Source organism: Brevundimonas aurifodinae, assembly GCF_040195595.1.
Classification (GTDB): domain Bacteria; phylum Pseudomonadota; class Alphaproteobacteria; order Caulobacterales; family Caulobacteraceae; genus Brevundimonas; species Brevundimonas aurifodinae.
Map to the genome: position 1 here is coordinate 10055 of NZ_JBEGDD010000010.1, position 20809 is coordinate 30863.

The window sequence follows — 20809 nt, forward strand, 5'->3', positions numbered from 1 at the left end:
GTGAGAAAATGCCTGTTGGCCGGGCACCATCAACGAAAGAGGAAAAGTCCTGTAATGGCTAACACTTCACCCGATGATCCCGGAACCACAGCCACCCTCACCTCGCTCGCCCCTTCGACCACCCGTACACGCCCCTCGAAGGTCCGGTATCGGTCGATAACCCGCATCGGCAGCCGCTCGGTCGCCAGCACCCGCCCTTCGCCGTCTCTCTGCGTCACCACGATCTCGGCGCTCGCCTCTTCGCCGCGAGCCAGGCCAGGCGCGAACAGGCTGGCGCCGAAGCGGTAGTCGCCCGGTGGCGGGGCGTCGATGGTCTGGCCCCAATCGCGGGCCGGAAGGGTCTCGGCGCGGATTGTACGCATGCAGGCGCCGTTGGCGTTCCACGGCGGGCCGGTGACGTCGCCGAACGTCAGCTCGGCCCCCTCTCCCTCGCTGTCCCAGGCGCGGGTCTCGCAGGCATAGTCGCCCTCGGGCACATAGGGGCCGCCCAGGTGGCTGTTGAACAGCAGGTTGCCCGACAGATAGAGCGGATCGACCGGAAAGGTTCGGATCGTCGGATCGAGCGCCGAGACGCCGTCCGGCTCCCACGACCCGCCCTCGGGCCGGATCAGGGTCGTCCATGTGCGGCAGTCGACCATCGACATGGCCCGGCCGTGAAACACCGCGTCGTAGGTCGAGGCGGGGCAGCGGGCCTTCAGGAACTCCGGCGTCAGGCCCTCACCCGCGCGCCAGGCCTCCCACCGGGTCGCGCCGTATTCGCGCGTGAACCAGTTTGTTTCCATCGAGCCGTAGCCCGAGGCGAAGTGGCGAACCAGAAGCGAGTCCAGACGCCGCGTCCGGTCCTCATCGGCCGGGTCGACGACATAGGGATGGTCGGGCACGAAGCGCCATTCCACCCGCGCCGCGCTTGTGCGGATGCGCTGCTCGCAGTTGGGCGCGAAGGTCGTGGGCGAAGCGTCGTCTCCACCCCGGAGCGCGCGTTCGCTGTTGGGGAACAGCCGCCAACCGCCGAGATCGCAATCCGGCCGCCACCAGGGCTGCCAGTAGGAGCCGGGGTCCGAGGTGCCAAGGAAGGCGACCCAGTCTTCGCTCGCGCCCATGATGTTGTAGCCACCGCGTGCGGGATCCAGATGGACCTGGCGCGGAAAGGCCGGGTCGAGGTCCCAGGCGTCGGTGAAGAAGTAGGTCTGGACCCCCAGGGTGCGGGCCCCGAAGTTGGAGGGATCGGGGTCTTCGACCGGGAAGCTGTCGCTGACGTGATAACCGCCGACATCGAGCTTGTGATACGGCAAGGGCTCGCCGGGGCGGAGCTTGCGTCGGCTGTCGGGGCAGGACACGGGATCGGCGAAGATCGCCTGGTCGCTGGCGTCCACGCAGACCATCTGGATCAAGAACTCGGTGGGGTCCGGCGACTGGCCCCGCGCCGGATCAACCGCGCAGCCGGACAGGCCGAGCGCGAGAAGACCGATCAGGGTCGCCCGCGCCCCCATCGTCATTTCCGCTCCAGCACCGTGGTGCGCAAGTACCGGCCGTAGTCGCTCTTGCCGAGTGCGGTGACGATGGCCTCCATCTGCGTCCGGTCGATGAAGCCCTGGTCGAAGGCGATCTCTTCGGGGCAGGCGATCTTGAAGCCCTGGCGCTTTTCCAGGGTTCGCACGAACTCGGCGGCTTCCAGCAGACTGTCGGGCGTGCCCGTGTCCAGCCAGGCGAAGCCGCGGCCCATGATCTCGACCGACAGCTGGCCGCGGTTCAGGTATTCGCGGTTGACGTCGGTGATCTCCAGCTCGCCGCGCGCGGAGGGCTTCAGGTTGGCGGCGATGTCCACCACCTGTTCGTCGTAGAAATACAGGCCCGTGACCGCCCAGGGCGACTTGGGGACCGGCGGCTTTTCCTCGATCGACAAGGCGCGCATGTCGGCGTCGAACTCGACCACGCCGTACCGCTCCGGATCGTTGACGTGATAGGCGAAGACGGTCGCGCCACTGGGCCGGTCCATCGCACTCTTGAACAGGTCGATGATGCCGTGGCCGTAGAAGATGTTGTCGCCCAGGATCAGCGACGACGGGCCGCCCGCCACGAAATCCGCGCCGATGATATAGGCCTGCGCCAGGCCGTCGGGGCTGGGCTGGACCGCGTACTGGATGTCCATGCCCCACTTCGATCCGTCGCCCAGCAGGGCCTGGAAGCTGGGCACGTCGCGCGGAGTGGAGATGATCAGCACCTCGCGGATGCCGGCCAGCATCAGGGTCGACAGCGGATAGTAGATCATCGGCTTGTCGTAGATCGGCATCAGCTGCTTGGACGTGACCAGCGTCATGGGATGCAGCCGGGTGCCGGACCCGCCGGCCAGGATGATGCCCTTCATCGTGTGGTCTCCGGAATGAGTTCGGCGACGATCTCGGCCACCGCGTCCTTCCAGGGGCGCGGCGCGATGCCGTAGTCGCGAGTGATCTTGAAGGTGTCCAGCCGGCTGTTCGAGGGGCGCCGCGCGGGGGTGGGGTAGTCGGCCGTGGGGATGCCCTCGACCGTGGCCGAGGGGCCGCCGCGCGCGGCCGACAGGGCCATGATCTCAGCCGCCAGTCCGGCCCAGGTGGTCGAGCCCGCGTTGACGAAATGATAGACGCCGGTGGGGGCGCCCGCGTCGTCGATCATGCGCAGGGCGATGGTCTTCAGGGCCTCGGCGATGTCGCGGGCCGAGGTGGGGCAGCCCTCCTGATCGGCGACGACGCGCAGGGCCGGCCGGTCGGCGGCGAGGCGCAGCATGGTCTTGAGGAAGTTGGCGCGGTGGGGGCTGAGCACCCAGGCGGTGCGCATCACCACCGAGCGGGGATTGCCGGTCGTGACCGCGACCTCGCCCGCCAGTTTCGACGCGCCATAGACGCCCAGCGGCCCGACCGGATCGCTCTCCGCATAGTCCTGCTCGCCCGAGCCGTCGAAGACATAGTCGGTGGAGACCTGGATCAGGGGAATGCCCGCCGCGCGGGTGACCTCGGCCAGGATCGCCGGGCCCATGGCGTTGGCGGCGAAGGCGGCGGCGACCTCGGTCTCGGCCTTGTCCACGGCGGTATAGGCGCCGGAGTTGATGACGGCCCGGAACGGCGTCGCGGCGAAGGCGACGCGGACGGCGTCGGCATCCGTCAGATCGAGCTGATCCCGCGTCGGCATGTGAAGGCGGACATCTGCGGGCCAGTCGGCGCGGGCCAACTCCAGCCCCACCTGCCCGGCCCCACCGGTGATCAGGATGTCGCGGACTTCGTAGGGGGCGTCCTCAACCATTCGCGACGCCCAGCCGCTCGGTCTTGTAGCGGCCGTCCAGGATGGCCTGCCACCAGTCGCGGTTGTTCAGATACCAGTCGACGGTCTGTTCGATACCCGTCTCGAAGGTGACAGAGGGTTCCCAGCTCAATTCGTCGCGAATCTTGGTGGCGTCGATGGCATAGCGGGCGTCGTGGCCCGGGCGATCGGTGACGAAGGTGATCTGGTCGGCGTAAGGAGCTCCGTCGGGGCGCGGGCGCTTCTTGTCCAGGCTGGCGCAGATGGCGCGCACGACGTCGATGTTCCTGCGCTCCGCATTGCCGCCGACGGCGTAGGTCTGGCCCGGGCGGCCCTTTTCGAACACGGCCTGGAGCGCGCGGGCGTGGTCGTCGACGAACAGCCAGTCGCGCACATTGGACCCATCGCCATAGACCGGCAGAGGCTCGCCGTTCAGGGCGCGGATGATGATCAACGGGATCAGCTTTTCGGGGAAATGATAGGGCCCGTAGTTGTTCGAGCAGTTGGTCATCAGGACCGGCAGGCCATAGGTGTGGCCCCAGGCGCTGACCAGGTGATCGGACGCCGCCTTGGACGCCGAGTAGGGACTGCGGGGGTCATAGGGCGTGGTCTCGGAGAACAGACCGGTCTCGCCCAGCGACCCGAACACCTCGTCGGTCGAGATGTGGTGGAAGCGGAAGGCGGCCTTGTCGGCGTCGGGCAGGCCCCGCCAGTAGCCCAGCGCCTGCTGCAGCATGGTGAAGGTGCCGACGACATTGGTCTGGACGAACTCGCCCGGGCCGTCGATCGAGCGGTCGACGTGGCTCTCGGCCGCCAGGTGGGCGATGACCTGGGGCTGGAAATCGGCGAGGGCGGCGCGCACGGCCTCGGCGTCGCAGATGTCGCCCTGGACGAAGCCGTAGCGGTTTGACTTCGACGCGGGCTCCAGCGAGCTGAGCAGCCCCGCATAGGTCAGTTTGTCGAACACCAGCACCTCGTGCTCGGTGTGTTCGATCAGGCGACGGACCAGGGCCGAGCCGATGAAGCCGGCGCCGCCGGTGACCAGAATGCGCATGAAGCCGTCTCTCCTCGGGGCCGCGACCTAGCCCAGATCGCCCTTCGCCGCCATCGGGACCCCGTCATAAGCGAAGGGACTGTCGAAGTCCGCCAGAGGCGGCAGGGCCTTGTCCTTGTCCGACAGCACCGGGCCGGACGGCGGCAGGGGCCAGCCGATGCCGATCTCGGGGCAATCCCAGGCGACGCCGCCGTCGCAGTCCCCCGCATAGACATCGGACACCTTGTAGGCGACCTCGGTGTCCGGCTCGAGGGTGACGAAGGCGTGGCCGTAGCCGACCGGCACGAACAGCTGGCGGCCGTTGGCGGCGCTGAGCGTCGCGAAGGCGACCTGCCCCCAGGTCGGCGAGCCCTTCCGCAGATCCACGGCATAGTCGACGATCGACCCCCGCACGCAGCGGACCAGCTTGGCCTGGGCGTGGGGCGCGCGCTGGAAATGGATGCCCCGGATCGTACCGACATGGATCGAACAGGACTGGTTGTCCTGGACGAAGTCCAGATCGATGCCCTGTGCGGCGAACCTGGGCCGCGACCAGGTCTCGGAGAACCAGCCCCGGTCGTCGCCGAACCGGCGGGTCTCGATCAGCTGGACGGTCGTGGACATGGCGCGCTCCGGGTGACGAGGCTCCGCGCCTAGCCGCCCCGACGCGTTCTTGGCAAGGGCGCGCGCGACCCATCAGACCATTGGCGCGCGGCCTCAGGATTGGTAAGCCGCCATGGGCCGTCCGGCCCGGCGATACTGCGACCCTTGAGGGCTTCTTGAAGATTTCCGTGATCCGCTCTCTGGTCGACGCCCTCAAGCCTCCGGTCGAGGCCGTGCCGATCGATCCCTCGCTGCAGGAATCGCCCGCCCGCTCGGCCGGCGACGCCGCGCGCGACGCCGGCGACTTCATCGGGGCCGCCGAGGGGTATCGCGAGCACCTGAAGGCCTTTCCCAACGACTTCCCGATCTGGGTCCAGTTGGGCCACATGCTGAAGGACACGAACCGTCTGGTCGAGGCGGATCAGGCCTATGATCGCGCCCTGGCCCTGCGGCCCGAAGACACCGACCTTCTGCTTCACTACGGCACGCTGAAGCGGACACTCGGCAAGCCCAAGCGCGCGGCCGAGCTGCTGATGCGCGCGGCCGAGATCGACCTCAGCCCCACCATCGCCGAGGCGCTATCGGCGTCGCCCCTGGCCAAGCATCTGACGGAGCCCGTCACCAAGGCCCTGGCGGCGCAGGGCGCGAGGGGCCTGGCGGGTCGACTGGAGGGCCTGTTCCTCAGCGAAAGCGCCGGGGTGATCACTCTGGGACCCGGCCATTACCGGCTGATCTCCAACGATCCGTGGTTCTGTCTGCGCATCATGGAGGCGCCCGAGGACGCGGCCATGGCGGGCCTCGCCATCCGCATGGCGGGCACCGACGAACACGGCCCTCCGCAAGGCCGCCTCTATCTGGACTATGGCCACGGCTTCGACCCGAACGAGGCGATCGATCTGCCGCCTTGCACCGGGACCGACACCCTCGACGTCACGGTGGCGCTGGCGCGGCCCGACCTGTTGCGGGCGGTCCGCTTCGACCCCCATGACGGGTCGACCGACATCCGGATTGATCGCATCGCCTTCATCGCCGACATCGACATCGAGGCCGCGATCGACGCCGCACGCGCCGCTTATCCTCCGGAGATCGCGATCGAGGACGATCTGACGGCCGCCCGCCACGCCCTGCGCTCCAAGGGTCTGAGGGCCAAGGACGCCCATCGGGTCACGCGACTGCTCTCGGTACCCTATCGCACCCGCGCCCTTCACTACGAGTTCTGGCGTCGCCGCTGGGTCGAGCCGACCCGCGACGACTATGTCCGCATCGCCGAAATGACGGCGGAACTGCCCAAGCGGCCGACCTTCTCGTTCGTCATGCCGGTCTACAACACGCCAGTGGGGCTGTTGCAGGAGTGTCTGGATTCACTGCTGAACCAGACCTACCAGGACTTCGAGATCTGCGTCGCCGACGACCGGTCGCCGGACCCGGCGGTGCTGGAGACGCTGGAGCGGTACGCGCGGCGCGACCCCCGCATCAAGATCGCCGCGCGGCGTCACAACGGCCACATCTCGGCGGCCAGCAACTCGGCCCTGGCGCTGGCGACCGGCGAGTGGATCGTGCTGGTCGATCACGACGACCTGGTGCCCGACTACTGCCTGTTCACCGTGGCCTGGTACATCAACCAGCACCCGCAGGGGCGGGTCTTCTTCTCGGACGAGGACAAGGTCACCCTATCGGGCGAGCGGGTGCAGCCGTACTTCAAGGGCAGCTACGATCCCTTCCTGATGTACGGCCACAACATGGTCAGCCATCTGGGCGTCTATCGCCGCGACCTGCTGGAACAGATCGGCGGCTTCCGGCTGGGGCTCGAGGGCAGCCAGGACTACGATCTGCTGCTGCGCTGCGCCGAGATCGTCGGCGACGACGCCGTCGTCCACATCCCTCACGTCCTCTATCACTGGCGGGCGATCCCGGGATCGACCGCGGTCTCGGCCGATCAGAAGGGCTATGCGATCCACGCGGCGGGCGCCGCGATCAACGGTCATTTCGATCGGCGCGGGTTTCCGTTGCGCTCGGTCCAGGGGTTCGCGCCGGGCTGCACGGGCCTGACCCGGACCCGGGACTTCACCACGACGGTATCGATCGTCATCCCGACCCGCGATCACGGCGACGAGCTTCAGGCCTGTCTGGACTCGATCCTGGCGTCGGATCACGCGCACAGCGAGATCATCGTCATCGACAACGGGACGACCGATCCGGCCAGCCTGGAGTATCTGAACCAGATCGAGGCGGACGGGACCGCCAGGGTGATCCGTCACGATGCGCCGTTCAACTTCTCCGAGATCAACAACATCGGCGCCCGGGCCGCGACGGGCGAGATCCTCTGCTTCCTGAACAACGACACCGAGGTCCTGACGACCGACTGGCTTCAGCGCGCGCGCACCCTGCTGGCCGTGCCAGGCGTGGGCATGGTCGGCGCCCGGCTGCTGTATCCGGACGGCACGCTGCAGCATTTCGGCCTGATCACCGGCATGGCGGATCACAAGGTGGCGGGCGCGCCGCATCTGGGTCAGCCCGGCGACGACGCCGGCTATTTCGGCAAGGCGCGGCTGATGCAACAGTTCGCCGCCGTGACCGCCGCGTGCATGTTCGTGCGCGCCGAGGTCTTCGCCGAGGCGGGCGGGTTCGATCCCGACCTGCGCGTCGCCTACAATGACGTCGACCTGTGCCTGAAGGTCCGGGCGGCCGGCCACAAGATCGTCGGCGATCCCGACATCACCCTGATCCACAAGGAGTCCAAGTCGCGCGGCAGCGACGCCAGCGGCGAACGGGCCGAGCGCCTGGCCGCAGAGGCGGCGACCATGCGCGACCGCTGGGCCCAGGTTCTGGACAACGACCCGTTCTATTCGCCGAACCTGAGCCTGGAGCGAGGAGACTTCGTCGTCGCCAACCCGCCCCGGGTGCCGGTGCCGTGGCGGATGGAACGCCCCCGCGCCGCCGAGGCCCCGTCCAAGCGGGTCAAGCCGGCCCCGCCGCCGCCGCCGTGGTCCGAGGCCCCGCCGCCGCCCAGCCCGCGCGTCCAGCGGTTCGCCGATCTGCCGCCCGAGGTTTCGCCCGATGTCCTGCGGCGCCGTTACGAGGATCTGGCCGATCGCGACGACGCCTTCTTGCTGTCGCACTGGGAGAGCCACGGGCGGGCCGAGGGGCGGATCGCGGCGGATGTGGCGTTGCGTGAACTGTTCCTGCCGATGATCGATCCGGACGCGAGACTGCTGGAGATCGGGCCGTATTTCACCCCCGCCTTCAAGGGTCCGAATGTCCGCTATCTGGATGTTTTCGACGCCGAAAGCCTGCGAACCTTCGCCGCCGCCGAGGGTGCCGATCCCGAGGGCTGTCCGGCCGAGATCCACTATACCCGGGGCCTGGGCGAGGCGGCGGGCGCCGACTTCGACGCCGTCTTCTCCAGCCATGCGATCGAGCATCAGCCTGACCTGGTCACCCACCTGCAGCAGGCGGCGGCGGCGCTGAAGCCCGGCGGCCTCTACTGGATCATCTGCCCGGACAAGCGGTTCTGCTTCGACCAGAAGCGGCCAGCCTCCACCATCGCCGATGTGCTGGACGCGCGCGGCCGCACCCGCAACACGCGGCGCAATGTGATCGACCAGGTCGTGCTGATGGACCACAACGATCCGGTCCGGCACTGGCAGGGCGACCACGACGACGTCTCGGTGCTGGAACGCGAGCGGCTGACCTGGGCGCTTCAGCACATCGAGGAGAAGGGCGAGGACTATATCGACGTCCACGCCTGGCACCTGACGCCGCCCGTCCTGCGCCGCATCCTGTCGACGCTGATCGAGCTGGAGATGATCCCGTTCAAATCGTTCCGGGTCTATGACACGCCGGTCAATCGCAACGAGTTCATGGCGGTGCTGGCGCGCGATGACTGAGCCGGCGACCGTTCTGGACAGGCGCGCGGTGGCCATCGACTGGCCGGCCGAGGTCGATTTCGACGTGCTGAGGGCGACGCACGGCGACCTCGCTGACAAGGACGACGCCGCCATGGCCTTCCACTGGGAGACCTATGGCCGAAACGAAGGCCGGCTGGCGTCGCTGGCGTCGCTGCGTGAGACCTTCGTCGGACTGGTCCCGGCCGAGGCCAGGGTGCTGGAGGTCGGGCCCTTCACCCATCCCATGTTCGAGGGGCCGAACGTCCGCTATTTCGATGTTCTGGACGGCGACGCCCTGAGAGCCTGGGGCCGCGAGCTGGGCCGCGACGTCGGCCGGGTTCCCGAGGTGATCCACTACACGCCGAGCCTGGAGTCCGCGCGCGGGGCCGACTTCGACATCATCTTCAGCTGCCACAACATCGAGCACCACCCCGACCTGATCGGCCACCTGCGACAGGCCGGCGAGGCCGTCGCCCCGGGCGGGGTCTATATGCTGGTCATCCCCGACCGGCGGTTCTGCTTCGACCACTTCCTGCCTGATCTGGACCTCGCCTCCGTGGTCGGGGCCCATGTGGAGAAGCGCGCGCTGCACACCGCCAAGTCGGTGATCGAGCACCGGGCCTTCACCTGCCACAACGACACCCTGCGTCACTGGCAGGGCGACCATGGTCCGGCGCCCGACGGTCTGGACGGCCGCATCGACTATGCGCTGAACGAGATCGAGGCGGCGGCGGGCGGCTATATCGACGTCCATGCCTGGCAGTTCACGCCGGACGCGTTTCGCCGGGTGCTGGGCGGCCTGCACACGCTGGGCCTTTCGCCCTTCCGGCCGCTGAGGATCTATTCCACGCCATACGGACGCAACGAGTTCATGGCCGTGCTGGTCCGGGAGCCAATGGCGTGACCGATCCTTCCGCCTGGGACCTGCGCGAGGCCGGACGGCTGGCCGAGGAGGCGGACCGGGCGCGGGATGCGCGGAACTGGGCCGGGGCCGCGCGCCTGTACCGCGACAGCCTGGCGCTGGACCCCGCCCGCCCCTCGCTTCGCGTTCAGATGGGGCACGCGCTGAAGGAATCCGGTCAGTTGGCCGAGGCGCAGGCCGCCTATCGTCAGGCGGCGGAAGAGATGCCGGAGGACGCCGACGTCCGGCTTCAGCTGGGCCATGCCCTGAAGCTGCTAGGTCAAGACGCGGCGGCGCGGCAAGCCTATTCGGACGCGCTGGCCATCGACCCCGAGCTGGTCCCGGCGAAAGTGGAACTGGTGCGGCTGGGCGGGCGCGGCGACCTGCCCGGGCTTCTGGACGGCCGGGCAGAGGCGGCGCAGGCGATGGCCAAACTGACCGCCGAGATGAACGGCGTGACGACCCGCCTTCGCGAGATCGCCGAGCAGTCGATCTTTCCGCCTGAAGCCCACGACGCCTTTCGCCGCCGGTTTCCCATCACCCCACCGCCCGGCGCGGCCACGCTGACGGTGACGGCCCTGATCGCGGCCGGGGACGCGACGCCCGCCATGCTGCGGGCCACCCTGACCAGTCTGCTGGACCAGCGTCACACCGGCTGGTCCGCCATCGTGGTGGGGGCGGACGCCGCCATGGTCGATCACCCCGTCGCCAGTCTGGGGCTCGGCGAAGGCTGTGTGCGGTTCGCGGCGGACGCGTCGCAGAGCGGGGCAAAAGGCACCGTTCTTCACATCCCGGCCGGCGCCGTCCTCGATCCCGAGGCGCTGGGATGGCTGGCCTTCGGTCTGGAGCGCACCGGCGCGACCGCCATCTACGCCGACCATGACCGATACGATCTCGACTGGCGTCAGGGCCTGGTGAGGCACTCGCCCGCGTTCCAGTCGATGGCCCACGCGCTGGATCTGGAGACCAATCCCGACCCGCCGACCGTCGTCCTGACCTCCGGGCCGGGAGCGACGGCGATGGAGGCCCTGGACGCCGCGATCCGGTCGGGGCCGGTCGCTCATCTGCCCCGTCTGCTGTCCAGCGTACCGACCGGTCAGGCGTCCGCACCCGTATCGAATGCAGGCGATGCGGGCGGCCCGCTGCCGGGACGGATTCTGGTCGTCATCCCGACCCGCGACGAGGCGGCCATGCTGACCCGCGCCGTCCGCACCCTGCGCGACCGGGCGAGCGACCCCGCCCAGATCGACATCCTGATCCTGGATAACCGCAGCCGTGATGCGGACACTCCCCTGGCCCTGGCGGCGCTCGCGAGCGAGCCGGGCGTCTCGGTCCTGGCCCACGACGAACCGTTCAACTGGTCGCGCTGCAACAACCGGGGCATGGCCACAGGGAGCCAGGACATCCTGGTCTTCGCCAACAACGACATCGAGATGCAGACGTCCGGCTGGGACGATCGCCTGCGCCGCTGGCTGGGACGGGAGGGCGTCGGCGTCGTCGGCGCGCGCCTGCTCTATCCGGACGGCGGGCTCCAGCACGGGGGGATTCTGCTGGGAGCCTGGGCCGGTCGTCCGGTTCATGACGGTCAGCTGCCCCCGGTCGAGCCCGATGGCCCGCTGGCGCGCTGGCGGCGTTCCCGGCCCGTGGCGGCGGTCACGGGGGCCCTGATGGCCTGCAGCCGCCAGACGTTCGATGCCGTCGGCGGTTTCGACGAGCGGCTGGCCATCGCCTACAACGACATCGATTTCTGCCTGAAGGCCCGCCGAGCCGGGCTGGCGGTCGTCTATGCCGCCGACATCGAAGCCATCCATCACGAATCGCGCACCCGGGGCTTCAACGACAACCCCGAAAAAGTCTCGTGGGATGACGCGGAGCTGGCCGACATGCACGTCCGCTGGGGCGAGGCCCTGTTCTACGACCCCGGCTACAACCCGCAGTGGGCGGCGGAAATGCATCGCCCCTACGATGGCCTGCGCGACCTGCCGCTCAGTCGTGTCATCAAGCACCTGGACGCGAGCGCTGCGCCCAACCCATGGGCCCTTCCAGCAAGCGTCAGCAAGGGCGTTTGACGAGGCCGGTGCGCCATGTCACCTGACCCCGACCATCAGGCCCAAGCCTGACCTGAGAAAGCGGACACTGCCCATATGGCCGGATCGAAAGCGACCGCCGACATCATCCGACGATCGCTGCCCATGGATCATCGGCTGGACGATCCCAAGCTGCTGAACGGCCTGCTGCGTCGCATGGCGATGTGGCGCCAGACCGTGCTGGGAAACACCTTCGCCAGCCATCACGGCCTGACCATATATAGTGGGCCGTTCAAGGGCATGGAGTATCTGAACTACTCCACCGAGGGCTGTCTGCTGCCGCGGCTGCTGGGCTGCTACGAAGCCGAACTGCACGGCGACCTGGCCGCGTTCGCCGAGGAGGGTCTAGAGGCGATCGTCGATATCGGGTGCGCCGAGGGCTATTACGCGGTCGGTCTTGCGCGCATGATGCCCGGGGTCACAATCCATGCCTACGACACCGATCCCAAGGCTCGCGCCGGGTGCAAGGGGCTGGCCGAAAAGAACGGCGTGGCCGATCGCATCGTGATCGGGGAGACCTTCACCGGCGAGATGTTCGAACTGTTCGCCGACCGACGCACCCTGGTGATGATCGACACCGAGGGCTTCGAGGAAGAGCTGATGCGCCCCCAGACCTGGCCGGCTCTCGGCCATCTGGCCATCATCATGGAAACCCATCCGCAGAAGCATCCAGACATCGTGGCGACCATGCTCGCTCGCTTCTCGGCGACCCACGACATCTCCCTGAGGTCCACGGAACCGCGTGGGGTCGACATGCCGGGCTGGCTGTTGGAACTGCCCCATCTGGATCAACTGCTGGCGACCTGGGAGTATCGCTCGTCGCCGACTCCATGGTTCGTCATGCGGCCCAAGGGTTGGAGCATGGCGGCTTGAGCGGACCGAACTTCGCCCTCTGCTACACCGGCGACGCCTATTCGACGTCGGCCAAGATCATGGGCCGCCAGAGCGCGGGCAAGGCCCTGATGAAGGGCGTCGCCCGACGCTGGACCGACGGAGAGATCCACGGCTTCGGGGCCAGTCGAGCGCCCGGCCAGGCCATGGCCCGACAGCTGAAGGGCGACGGCTTCACCGGGACGGTGCGCTGGCGAATGGCCCCCGGCGACGACGTGCTGAGCCAGTTGGGAGCCGTCTACTATCCCGCACCCGTGACCCTCGACCTCGCCCACGCCAGAAACACGCGGGGGCCGACGTCCTACAGCCTGTTCGGAGTGACCCACACCCTGTCGTCCGAGGCGGCGATGGACAGTCTGGGCCGGCTGGCGATCGCCCCGTTCCAGCCCTGGGACGGGCTCATCTGCACCTCGACCGTCGCCCTGTCGGTGGCCAGAAGACTGCAGGCCGAAATGCGCGACTGGCAGGTCGAGCATCTGGGCGCGACCCGGTTCAACACCCCGGCCATGAAGGTCATTCCGCTTGGCGTCGACGCGCCCGCCCGGGCGCGGACACCGGATCGGATCGCCCAGGCCCGCGGTGCCTTGGGCCTGTCAGACGATGACGTCGCCTTCCTGTTCGCGGGGCGGCTGGTGTTCCACGGAAAGGCCAATCCCGCGATCTTCTATCGCGCGGCCGAGGCGGCGCAGGCGCGGGTCTCGCAGCGGGTCGTCTGCATCGACGCCGGCGTCTATCCCAATGAGCAGATCGCCAAGAGCTATCGCGAGGCTCGGGCCGAACTGGCTCCGTCGGTTCGCTTCATCGAGATCGATGGCGCGGTCGACGCGGACTATGACAACGCGTGGAAGGCGGCCGACGTCTTCACCAGCCTGTCCGACAACATCCAGGAGACGTTTGGCCTGACGCCGGTCGAGGCCATGGCGGCGGGCCTGCCCAACCTCGTCAGCGACTGGAACGGCTACAAGGACACGGTGCGCGAAGGCGTCGACGGCTTCCGCATTCCGACCCTGGCCCCGGCCCCGGCATGGGGAACGGGCGCGGACCTGGGTCTGCGGCACGCCCTGGGCCAGGACAACTATGACTTCCTGATCGGCCGGGCCAGCATGGCCACGGTGGTCGCGTTCGAACCTCTGGTCGACCGGATCGTCGATCTGGCGTCGGACCCCGCCCTGCGCCGACGCATGGGCGAGGCGGGACGCGCCCGAGCGGTCGCGGATTACGACTGGCCCGTGATCCTGGACCGATACTGCGACTTCGCTGCCGACCTTGGCGAGCTGCGCCGGGCCGCGGCGTCGCTGAGGACCCGACCGCCGGTGCCCTTCCCCCTTCGGCCCGACCCCTTCGCCCTGTTCCAGGACCATCCGACGGCGCACCCGGGCGACGACTGGACCGTCACGGCGATGCCGCTGGACGAGCGCGGGCTGGACAGATTCCTGGACCTGCACATGGCGAACTATGTGATGGACGACGCGGTCCTGCCCGAAAGCACGCTCAGAGCTATCCTGGCTGAAGCGAGCGCGAAGAGCCACACGATCGGCACCCTGCTGGCCGCTGTCGGCAGAACCTTCGTCAGCGAGAAGGCGCTGATGTGGCTGATGAAGTTCGACATCCTGCGGGCCCAGCCGTGAGCCTGACGCTGTCGCCAGAAATCCTTCAACAGGTGCGGGCCGAGTTCGATCCGGACTTCTATCTGGCGGCCAACAAGGACGTCGCCGAGGCGGGGGCCGATCCGTTTCAGCACTTCCTGATCTTCGGTGCCGGAGAGGGCCGCGACCCGCGTCCCGACTTCTCCATGGGCCGTTATCTGGCGCTGCACCTGGATGTGCGGGAAGCCGGCGTGAACCCCTTCGTCCACTGGGTCACCAGCGGCCGGGCCGAGGGCCGCGCGACCGATCACGGTCTGGGGTTCCAGTACGAGGTTCTGTGGGCTGACAAGCCGATCGAGGAGAGGATGCGCGCCCTGCGTCTGGCCCAGCCGGACCGCGCGCCTGACCCGGCGCAGACGCTGTCGGATGCCGCAAACCGGCTCGCGCCCGGGCGAGGAATCCATGTGACGGTATCCCATGACGACTACAGCCGGGGCGTCGGTGGCGTTCAGCTGTGCATCCGACTGGAGGCCGAGGCCCTGGCGCGGCGCGGAACGGATCACCTGCATCTGTTTCCCAGCTCTGCCGGGGTGATGGTGGATGTGGAGCGCGAGACCCCGACGCTCGGAGTCCTGCTCAATGGCACGCTGACCGGGCATTTCACGCCTGAAACCGTCGCCGAAGCCCTGGCCCCCGCCCTCGCCGGGCGTCGAATCACCGTCTCGATCCACAGCCTGATCGGACATCCGGTGGAGCGGACCTGCGACATGCTGGCGGCGCTGGGCGTGACCGAGGGGTTCTTCTGGCTGCACGACTACGCCAGCCTGTGCGCCGGCTACGCCCTGATGCGCGACGACGTCGCCTTCTGCGGGGCGCCGTCACCGGACAGCGCGGCGTGCGAGATCTGCAGCTACGGCCGTCGCCGTCGCATCCAGCTGCCCGCCCACGTCGAGGTTTTCCAGCGGTTCGCCCTGACCGTCGTGGCCCCATCGCAGGTGGCGCTCGACCTGTGGAGCCACCGCTTCCCGGTCCGTCCCGCCGCGAGCGTGGTCCATCCTCACGCGCGGCTCGAGCCGCGCCCGGTTCAGCCGTCGCCGTCGGTCCCGAGCGCCGACCGGCCTTTGCGGGTCGGCTTCCTCGGCATGCCGTCGCTGCACAAGGGATGGCCGATCTTCGCCGATCTGGTCCGTCGTTTCGCCGCCGACGATCGCTATGAGTTCCATCACCTCTCGGCCGTCGAGGACCCTCGCGTTCCGGCACGGTTCACCAGGGTCGCGCCGACACCGGATCAGCCTCAGCCGATGATCCCGGCGATCGAGGCCCTCGATCTGGACGCCGTCGTGCTCTGGGCGCTGTGGCCCGAGACCTTCTGCATCGCCGCGCACGAGGCGGTCGCGGCGGGCGCGGCCATCCTGACCCACACCGGCTCCGGCAACGTCGCCGCCTTCGTGGCAGGTGAGGCGACACGCGGTCAGGTGCTTCCCGACGAGGCGAGCTTGCGCGCCCTGTTCGCCTCGCGCGAGGTGGCCACCCTGTCGCGGGCGAACCGGAAGCCCGTTCTCCACGACCTCGTCTTCAGCGGCATGGTCGCGGACCTGATCCCGGAGGCGGCGACATGAAGGTGCTCGTCTTCTCCAGCTTCACCTTCGCTTATCTGGACCGGGCGCGCGTCCTGTTCGGCACGCTGAAGAAGCATCATCCGGACTGGGAGCGGGTCGCCGTCATCACCGACCGGCCGCCACCCGGCATCGATTTCGACCCCTCGGCCGAGCCGTTCGACCGTGTCGTCTGGTTCGAGGATCTGAACATCCCGCGCGGCGAGGGCTGGCTGTTCGGCCACGACATTGTCGAGGCCTGCACGGCGGTGAAGGGCCCCTTCCTGCATCAGACCTGCGAGGCGGGTGACGCCGACATCGTCATCTATCTGGATCCGGACACGGCGCTGCTGAACGACCTGTCGCCCTTGGTCAAGGCGCTCCAGACTCATGACGGCCTGTTGACGCCCCACCTGCTGGAGCCGGAAGACGAACTTCAGGCCCTGCTGGACAATGAGCTGGCGACGTTGAGAACCGGCATCTTCAACCTGGGCTTCGTGGCCATCCGCACGACCGGTCAGGGCGCGCGTTTCGCGCGGTGGTGGAACGACCGTCTGCTGGCCTTCTGTCACGACGACATCCCCAAGGGCCTGTTCGTCGATCAGCGGTGGTGCGACCATGTCCCGGCCTTCTTCGACCGTTTCCACGTCCTGCGCGACCCCGGCTACAATGTCGCCAGCTGGAACCTGTCCAAGCGCAAGGTTCACATCGGGCTGGACGGCGCGATCACGGTCAACGGCTCGCCGCTGCGGTTCTGGCACTTCACCAAGCTGGGGCCGACCGGCGACACCATGACCCGCCGGTATGCCGGGACCAATTTCGAGGTCCACGAGATCTGGAACTGGTACAAACGGCTGATCGAGGAGGCGCGCGATCCGCGCATCCCGCCGCGCTGGTGGGCCTTCGCCGCCTTCGACGACGGGACCCCCATCCGCAAGGACTGGCGCGAGCTCTACCGCGACCGGGCCGATCTGCAGGCCGCCTTCCCCGAGCCTTTCCGGACCGGGCCGAACACCTATCACGCCTGGCTGGCCGTCGAGGGCCGGTTGACCGGCCCCGCTTCCGTCGCCTAACCCTCGGTCCGACCCGAGGACCCGCGAGACATGGCCACGGCCACGACCCGATCAGCAGCCGCCGGCACCCCCGCCGCGACGACCCGGACGGCCCTGGTGGTCGCTGGCATGCACCGCAGCGGCACCTCGGCCATGGCGCGGCTGCTGTCGCTGGCCGGCGGGGCGCTGCCGGGCGACATCATCCAGCCGGGTCCCGACAATCCGACCGGCTTCTGGGAGCCCGCCGACATGGTCGGCCTGAATGACCGCATCCTGGCCTCCGTCGGCTCGCGCTGGGACGACGTTTTCGGCCACCGGGTCGGACCGACCGTGTGGGCGCGGCGCGACCAGTATCTGGACGAGGCCCGCGCCTTCATCGCCCGGAACTACGACGACGCACCCGCCGCCGTGCTCAAGGACCCCCGCGCCTCGCTGATGATCCGCTTCTGGGACGAGGCTCTCAGGGCTGAGGGAAGACGACCGGTCTATGTGATCATGGTGCGCCATCCGCTGGAGGTCGCGGCCTCCATCGTGACGCGCGGCGACGCCTCAGAAGCGACCGCCGTCATGGCCTGGGCCGCCTGTATGCTGGCGGTCGAGCGCGACACCCGGGGCCTGGCGCGGGTGTTCATCGACTATGACGCTCTGCTCGCGGACTGGCGCGGAGCCCTGGCGCGGATCCAGACCGCCGGGGGCGATCCTCTGGCCGCCCCGACACCCGAGGTCGAGGCCCGGATCGACGACTTCCTGTCGCCGGACCAGAGGCATCACAGGGCGGACCAGGCCGACCTGGCGGGGCGCGGGGATCTGTGGTCGGGCGCCCTGACCACCCTGTCCTGGCTGGGCGCGGCGACCACCGGCGTGGAGCCTGACAGCACCCAGTTGGACGCCGCCCTGGTCGAGCTGGAGCGTCTGGCTCGCCTGACCGGCCCCGCCCTGCACGACCTCCGCGCGGAGGCGGCGGACGCGCCCGGCCTGAAGGCGGAGCTGGCAGACACGCTCACGGAGAACGCAGCCCTTCGCGATCTCGCCGACCAGTTCCACGCCGAGGCCGATCACAACGGCCGTCACTGGGAGGCCTCGCGCGACATGGTCGCCCATCTGACGCGGGAACTCGGCGCGGCGCGCGAACAGGCCGAGCGGTTCCGCAAGGAGGCCGAGGGCATCCTGCCCCTCCGCCGCGAGATCGGCCTGGCCGAGGCCCGCGCCCTGCGCCAGCAGGCCCAGAACCGCGAACTGGTCGAGGCCCTGGAGGCCGAGCGGCAACGGGCGGCCAACGCCCGGGCCGAGCGCGCGACCGCGCAAGAGCGACTGGATGCCCTGGAGGCGACGACCGGCTTGTCCGACGAACTGGCCGCGTTGCGAGCCCGTCACGACGCGATGCTCACCAGCCCCAGCTGGGCCCTGACCCGACCGCTCAGGGTCCTGGCCAAACGCTGGCGCGCGCTGGCCCGACCGGGACGATCATGACCTATTACAGCAACGCCAATCCTGACCTTCTGGCCAAGATTCCCGTCACCGCCAGGCGGGTGCTGGAAATCGGTTGCGGCACCGGCGGATTCGCCCGCGCCTATCGCGACATCAATCCGTCTGCGGAGTATTGGGGCGTCGAACTGTTCGCCGAGGCCGCCGAAGAGGCGCGCGGTGTCCTGGACGAGGTCGTCCTGGGCAGCATCGAGGAGGCGGCGGTTCTGGCCGAACTGGATGCGCGTCGGGGCGACCGGCGGTTCGACGTCCTGATCTTCGGCGACGTGCTGGAGCATCTTCTGGATCCGTGGAGCGTGCTGCGGACGCTGCGCGAGCGGATGGAGCCGAGCGCGGTCTGCGCCATCTGCATCCCCAACGTCGGCCATTGGACCCTTGTGCGCGAACAGCTGCTGGGTCGCTGGAACTATGCCGACGCGGGCCTGCTGGACCGGACCCACCTGCGCTTCTTCAGCCGCGACACGGCGGTCGAGATGATCTCGACCGCGGGCTGGGGGCCGCTGGACGCCGACGCGCGCGTTCTCTGGCCCGACAAGACCGAGGCCGCGATCAAGGCCCTGACCCCCGCCGCCCTGTCGTTCGGCGGCGACGCGTCCAAGGCCAAGCGGGACCTGTCCGCGTTTCAGTGGGTTCTTCGCGGCGTCAACGGCCCGCTGCCGCCGCGTCTGGCGATCGCGGCCCTGGGCATGAAGAAGGTCGGCGGCGTGACCGAGGCCCGCGTCGATCACCCCATGGCCGCCCTGGCCAGCCTGCCGTCCATCCGGGCGACATGGGGGGCCGGCACCGTTGCCCTGCCCGGCGGCGCGGAGCCCGGCGTCTTCGTGCTGCACCGCCAGTTCCTGAACGACGAGACCCTGACCGGCCATGTCGAGGGTCTGGTTCAGAAGGGCTGGACCGTCGTGTCCGACATCGACGACGATCCGCATCACTGGCCTGGGTATGTCGAGTCCGACTTCCGCGCCTTCCGGGGCGTGCACGCCGTGACCGTCTCCACCGAGCCCCTGGCCGAGATGATCCGCCGCTGGAACCCCAACGTCGCCGTCTTCCCCAACGCCGCCGCCCGCCTGCCGGACGCGCCGGCGACGACGCCCAAGGCGGGCGACCGGATGCGGGTTTTCTTCGGCGCGCTGAACCGCGAGAACGACTGGGGCCCCGTCCGGGACCAGATCGTGGCCCTGGCGGACGCCCACGCCGACCGGATCGACTGGGTCGTGGTTCATGACCAGGGCTTCTTCGACGCCCTGCCCGCGTCGGCGTCCAAGACCTTTCATCCCACCCTGCCGCATCCGAAATACATGGCGCTGCTGGCGGGGTGCGACATCGCCCTGCTGCCGCTGTCTGACACGCCGTTCAACCGGCTGAAGTCGGATCTCAAGCTGGTCGAGAGCGCATCGGCCGGCGTGGTGCCGGTCTGTTCGCGACTGATCTACGCCGATGATCCGGCGCATGGCGCCTTCGCCGTCTTCGCCGACAGCCCGGACGAATGGCATCAGGCGCTGTTGGGACTGATCGCGTCGCCGGACGAGGTGAAACGTCGCCGAGACCTCGGCCGGGCCCACGTCGCCACCCATCGCATGCACGCCCACGAAGCGCCGCGCCGCGAGGCATGGTACCGCGACCTCGTCACGCGCGGGGCCGATCTGGAGGCCCAGCGTCAGGCGCGGCTGGCGGCCATGGCCCCTCGTCAATCCCAGAACGCCTGATCGAGACCCCACCCATGGCTCAACTCAACCTCGGCTGCGGCTTCGACAAGCGCGAAGGCTGGATCAACGCCGACGGCTTCAAGGAATGTGATCCCGACGTCCTGATGGACATCGAGACCTTCCCCTGGCCGTTCGAGGACGACCAGTTCGACCGTATCCTGATGAAGCATGTGCTGGAGCACGTCGGGGCGACGTTCCAGGACTTCCGCGCCGTGATGCGCGAACTCTACCGGGTGCTGAAACCCGGTGGCGTGCTGGAGATCCACGTCCCGCATTTCCGGCATGACACCTACTGGTCGGATCCGACCCACGTCCGCGCCTTCACGCCCCTGACGTTCGAGATGATGTCCAAGGCCAGGAACGACGACTGGATCGCACGGCGCGCCAACTACACCATGCTGGCCTATGCCCTGGGCGTCGACTTCGAGGTCGTCAACGCGGTCCAGGTCTATGACAGCGCCTGGGTCGAGAAGGAACGACGGGGCGAGATCGATCGCGCGACCCTGCGCCGGATGGCCAACGAGACATGGAACGTCATCCGTGAACTGCATATCCAGATTCGCGCGGTCAAGCCGTGGAGCGGACCCGTCGCTTAGACCTTGATCAGATGAGGAGGAATCGCTTCTCGATTCCGCCGATGCTGTGAATCAAGGTCCAGCGGTTTCCTGGGGCCTGATCCGACCGGAAAAGCGCTCACACTTTTCCGGATCAGG

General features: G+C 68.6%; 15 protein-coding genes. 10 read left to right on the plus strand and 5 right to left on the minus strand.

The features are described from left to right. Window positions 1–29 precede the first annotated feature (29 nt). The 5 genes from ABN401_RS12035 to rfbC are packed head-to-tail and all read right to left on the minus strand — an operon-like array spanning window position 30 to window position 4930. Window positions 30–1496: a hypothetical protein gene (locus ABN401_RS12035; RefSeq protein ID WP_349685096.1), complete on the minus strand. Its 1467-nt coding sequence runs from the start codon at window positions 1494–1496 to the stop codon at window positions 30–32. Continuing rightward, window positions 1493–2365, minus strand: coding sequence for a glucose-1-phosphate thymidylyltransferase RfbA (rfbA, locus tag ABN401_RS12040; protein WP_349685097.1), 873 nt, complete (start codon window positions 2363–2365; stop codon window positions 1493–1495). The genes ABN401_RS12035 and rfbA overlap by 4 nt, the downstream gene beginning before the upstream one ends. Next, window positions 2362–3276, minus strand: a complete 915-nt coding sequence (gene rfbD / locus ABN401_RS12045) for a dTDP-4-dehydrorhamnose reductase (RefSeq protein WP_349685098.1) — start codon at window positions 3274–3276, stop codon at window positions 2362–2364. The genes rfbA and rfbD overlap by 4 nt, the downstream gene beginning before the upstream one ends. Continuing rightward, window positions 3269–4327, minus strand: coding sequence for a dTDP-glucose 4,6-dehydratase (gene rfbB, locus ABN401_RS12050; protein WP_349685099.1), 1059 nt, complete (start codon window positions 4325–4327; stop codon window positions 3269–3271). Before rfbB ends, rfbD begins: the two co-directional genes overlap by 8 nt. A gap of 27 nt (window positions 4328–4354) precedes the next feature. Next, window positions 4355–4930: a dTDP-4-dehydrorhamnose 3,5-epimerase gene (rfbC, locus tag ABN401_RS12055; RefSeq protein ID WP_349685100.1), complete on the minus strand. Its 576-nt coding sequence runs from the start codon at window positions 4928–4930 to the stop codon at window positions 4355–4357. A 167-nt stretch (window positions 4931–5097) separates the two neighbouring features. On the opposite strand from rfbC, the gene ABN401_RS12060 reads away from it, so the two are divergent. From ABN401_RS12060 to ABN401_RS12105, 10 genes are all read left to right on the plus strand, one after another. Then, on the plus strand, window positions 5098–8796 hold the full coding sequence (locus ABN401_RS12060; RefSeq protein ID WP_349685101.1) for a glycosyltransferase: 3699 nt from the start codon (window positions 5098–5100) through the stop codon (window positions 8794–8796). Then, complete coding sequence (locus tag ABN401_RS12065) at window positions 8789–9700, plus strand: methyltransferase domain-containing protein (RefSeq protein WP_349685102.1); 912 nt, start codon at window positions 8789–8791, stop codon at window positions 9698–9700. Before ABN401_RS12060 ends, ABN401_RS12065 begins: the two co-directional genes overlap by 8 nt. Next, window positions 9697–11766, plus strand: a complete 2070-nt coding sequence (locus ABN401_RS12070; protein WP_349685103.1) for a glycosyltransferase — start codon at window positions 9697–9699, stop codon at window positions 11764–11766. Before ABN401_RS12065 ends, ABN401_RS12070 begins: the two co-directional genes overlap by 4 nt. A 75-nt stretch (window positions 11767–11841) precedes the next feature. Next, window positions 11842–12657 carry a class I SAM-dependent methyltransferase gene (locus ABN401_RS12075; RefSeq protein WP_349685104.1) on the plus strand — a complete coding sequence of 272 codons (816 nt, stop codon included), beginning with the start codon at window positions 11842–11844 and terminating at the stop codon, window positions 12655–12657. Continuing rightward, window positions 12654–14303 carry a glycosyltransferase family 4 protein gene (locus ABN401_RS12080; RefSeq protein ID WP_349685105.1) on the plus strand — a complete coding sequence of 550 codons (1650 nt, stop codon included), beginning with the start codon at window positions 12654–12656 and terminating at the stop codon, window positions 14301–14303. Before ABN401_RS12075 ends, ABN401_RS12080 begins: the two co-directional genes overlap by 4 nt. Beyond that, window positions 14300–15880 (plus strand): glycosyltransferase family protein, encoded by a 1581-nt coding sequence (locus ABN401_RS12085; RefSeq protein WP_349685106.1) that lies wholly within the window; start codon window positions 14300–14302, stop codon window positions 15878–15880. The genes ABN401_RS12080 and ABN401_RS12085 overlap by 4 nt, the downstream gene beginning before the upstream one ends. Continuing rightward, entirely contained in the window at window positions 15877–16929 is a 1053-nt protein-coding gene (locus ABN401_RS12090; RefSeq protein WP_349685107.1) for a hypothetical protein, read from the plus strand. Before ABN401_RS12085 ends, ABN401_RS12090 begins: the two co-directional genes overlap by 4 nt. A gap of 30 nt (window positions 16930–16959) precedes the next feature. Next, on the plus strand, window positions 16960–18378 hold the full coding sequence (locus ABN401_RS12095) for a sulfotransferase family protein (protein WP_349685108.1): 1419 nt from the start codon (window positions 16960–16962) through the stop codon (window positions 18376–18378). Beyond that, window positions 18375–20096, plus strand: a complete 1722-nt coding sequence (locus ABN401_RS12100; protein ID WP_349685109.1) for a methyltransferase domain-containing protein — start codon at window positions 18375–18377, stop codon at window positions 20094–20096. Before ABN401_RS12095 ends, ABN401_RS12100 begins: the two co-directional genes overlap by 4 nt. Before the next feature lie 14 nt (window positions 20097–20110). Next, window positions 20111–20692 carry a class I SAM-dependent methyltransferase gene (locus tag ABN401_RS12105; RefSeq protein ID WP_349685110.1) on the plus strand — a complete coding sequence of 194 codons (582 nt, stop codon included), beginning with the start codon at window positions 20111–20113 and terminating at the stop codon, window positions 20690–20692. Window positions 20693–20809 lie beyond the last annotated feature (117 nt).

Coding starts and splice junctions, on each gene's coding strand:
- ABN401_RS12035 (WP_349685096.1), bottom strand. CDS start 1,496: ATGACGATGGGGGCGCGGGCGACCCTGATCGGTCTTCTCGCGCTCGGC.
- rfbA (WP_349685097.1), bottom strand. CDS start 2,365: ATGAAGGGCATCATCCTGGCCGGCGGGTCCGGCACCCGGCTGCATCCC.
- rfbD (WP_349685098.1), bottom strand. CDS start 3,276: ATGGTTGAGGACGCCCCCTACGAAGTCCGCGACATCCTGATCACCGGT.
- rfbB (WP_349685099.1), bottom strand. CDS start 4,327: ATGCGCATTCTGGTCACCGGCGGCGCCGGCTTCATCGGCTCGGCCCTG.
- rfbC (WP_349685100.1), bottom strand. CDS start 4,930: ATGTCCACGACCGTCCAGCTGATCGAGACCCGCCGGTTCGGCGACGAC.
- ABN401_RS12065 (WP_349685102.1), top strand. CDS start 8,789: ATGACTGAGCCGGCGACCGTTCTGGACAGGCGCGCGGTGGCCATCGAC.
- ABN401_RS12075 (WP_349685104.1), top strand. CDS start 11,842: ATGGCCGGATCGAAAGCGACCGCCGACATCATCCGACGATCGCTGCCC.
- ABN401_RS12090 (WP_349685107.1), top strand. CDS start 15,877: ATGAAGGTGCTCGTCTTCTCCAGCTTCACCTTCGCTTATCTGGACCGG.
- ABN401_RS12095 (WP_349685108.1), top strand. CDS start 16,960: ATGGCCACGGCCACGACCCGATCAGCAGCCGCCGGCACCCCCGCCGCG.
- ABN401_RS12100 (WP_349685109.1), top strand. CDS start 18,375: ATGACCTATTACAGCAACGCCAATCCTGACCTTCTGGCCAAGATTCCC.
- ABN401_RS12105 (WP_349685110.1), top strand. CDS start 20,111: ATGGCTCAACTCAACCTCGGCTGCGGCTTCGACAAGCGCGAAGGCTGG.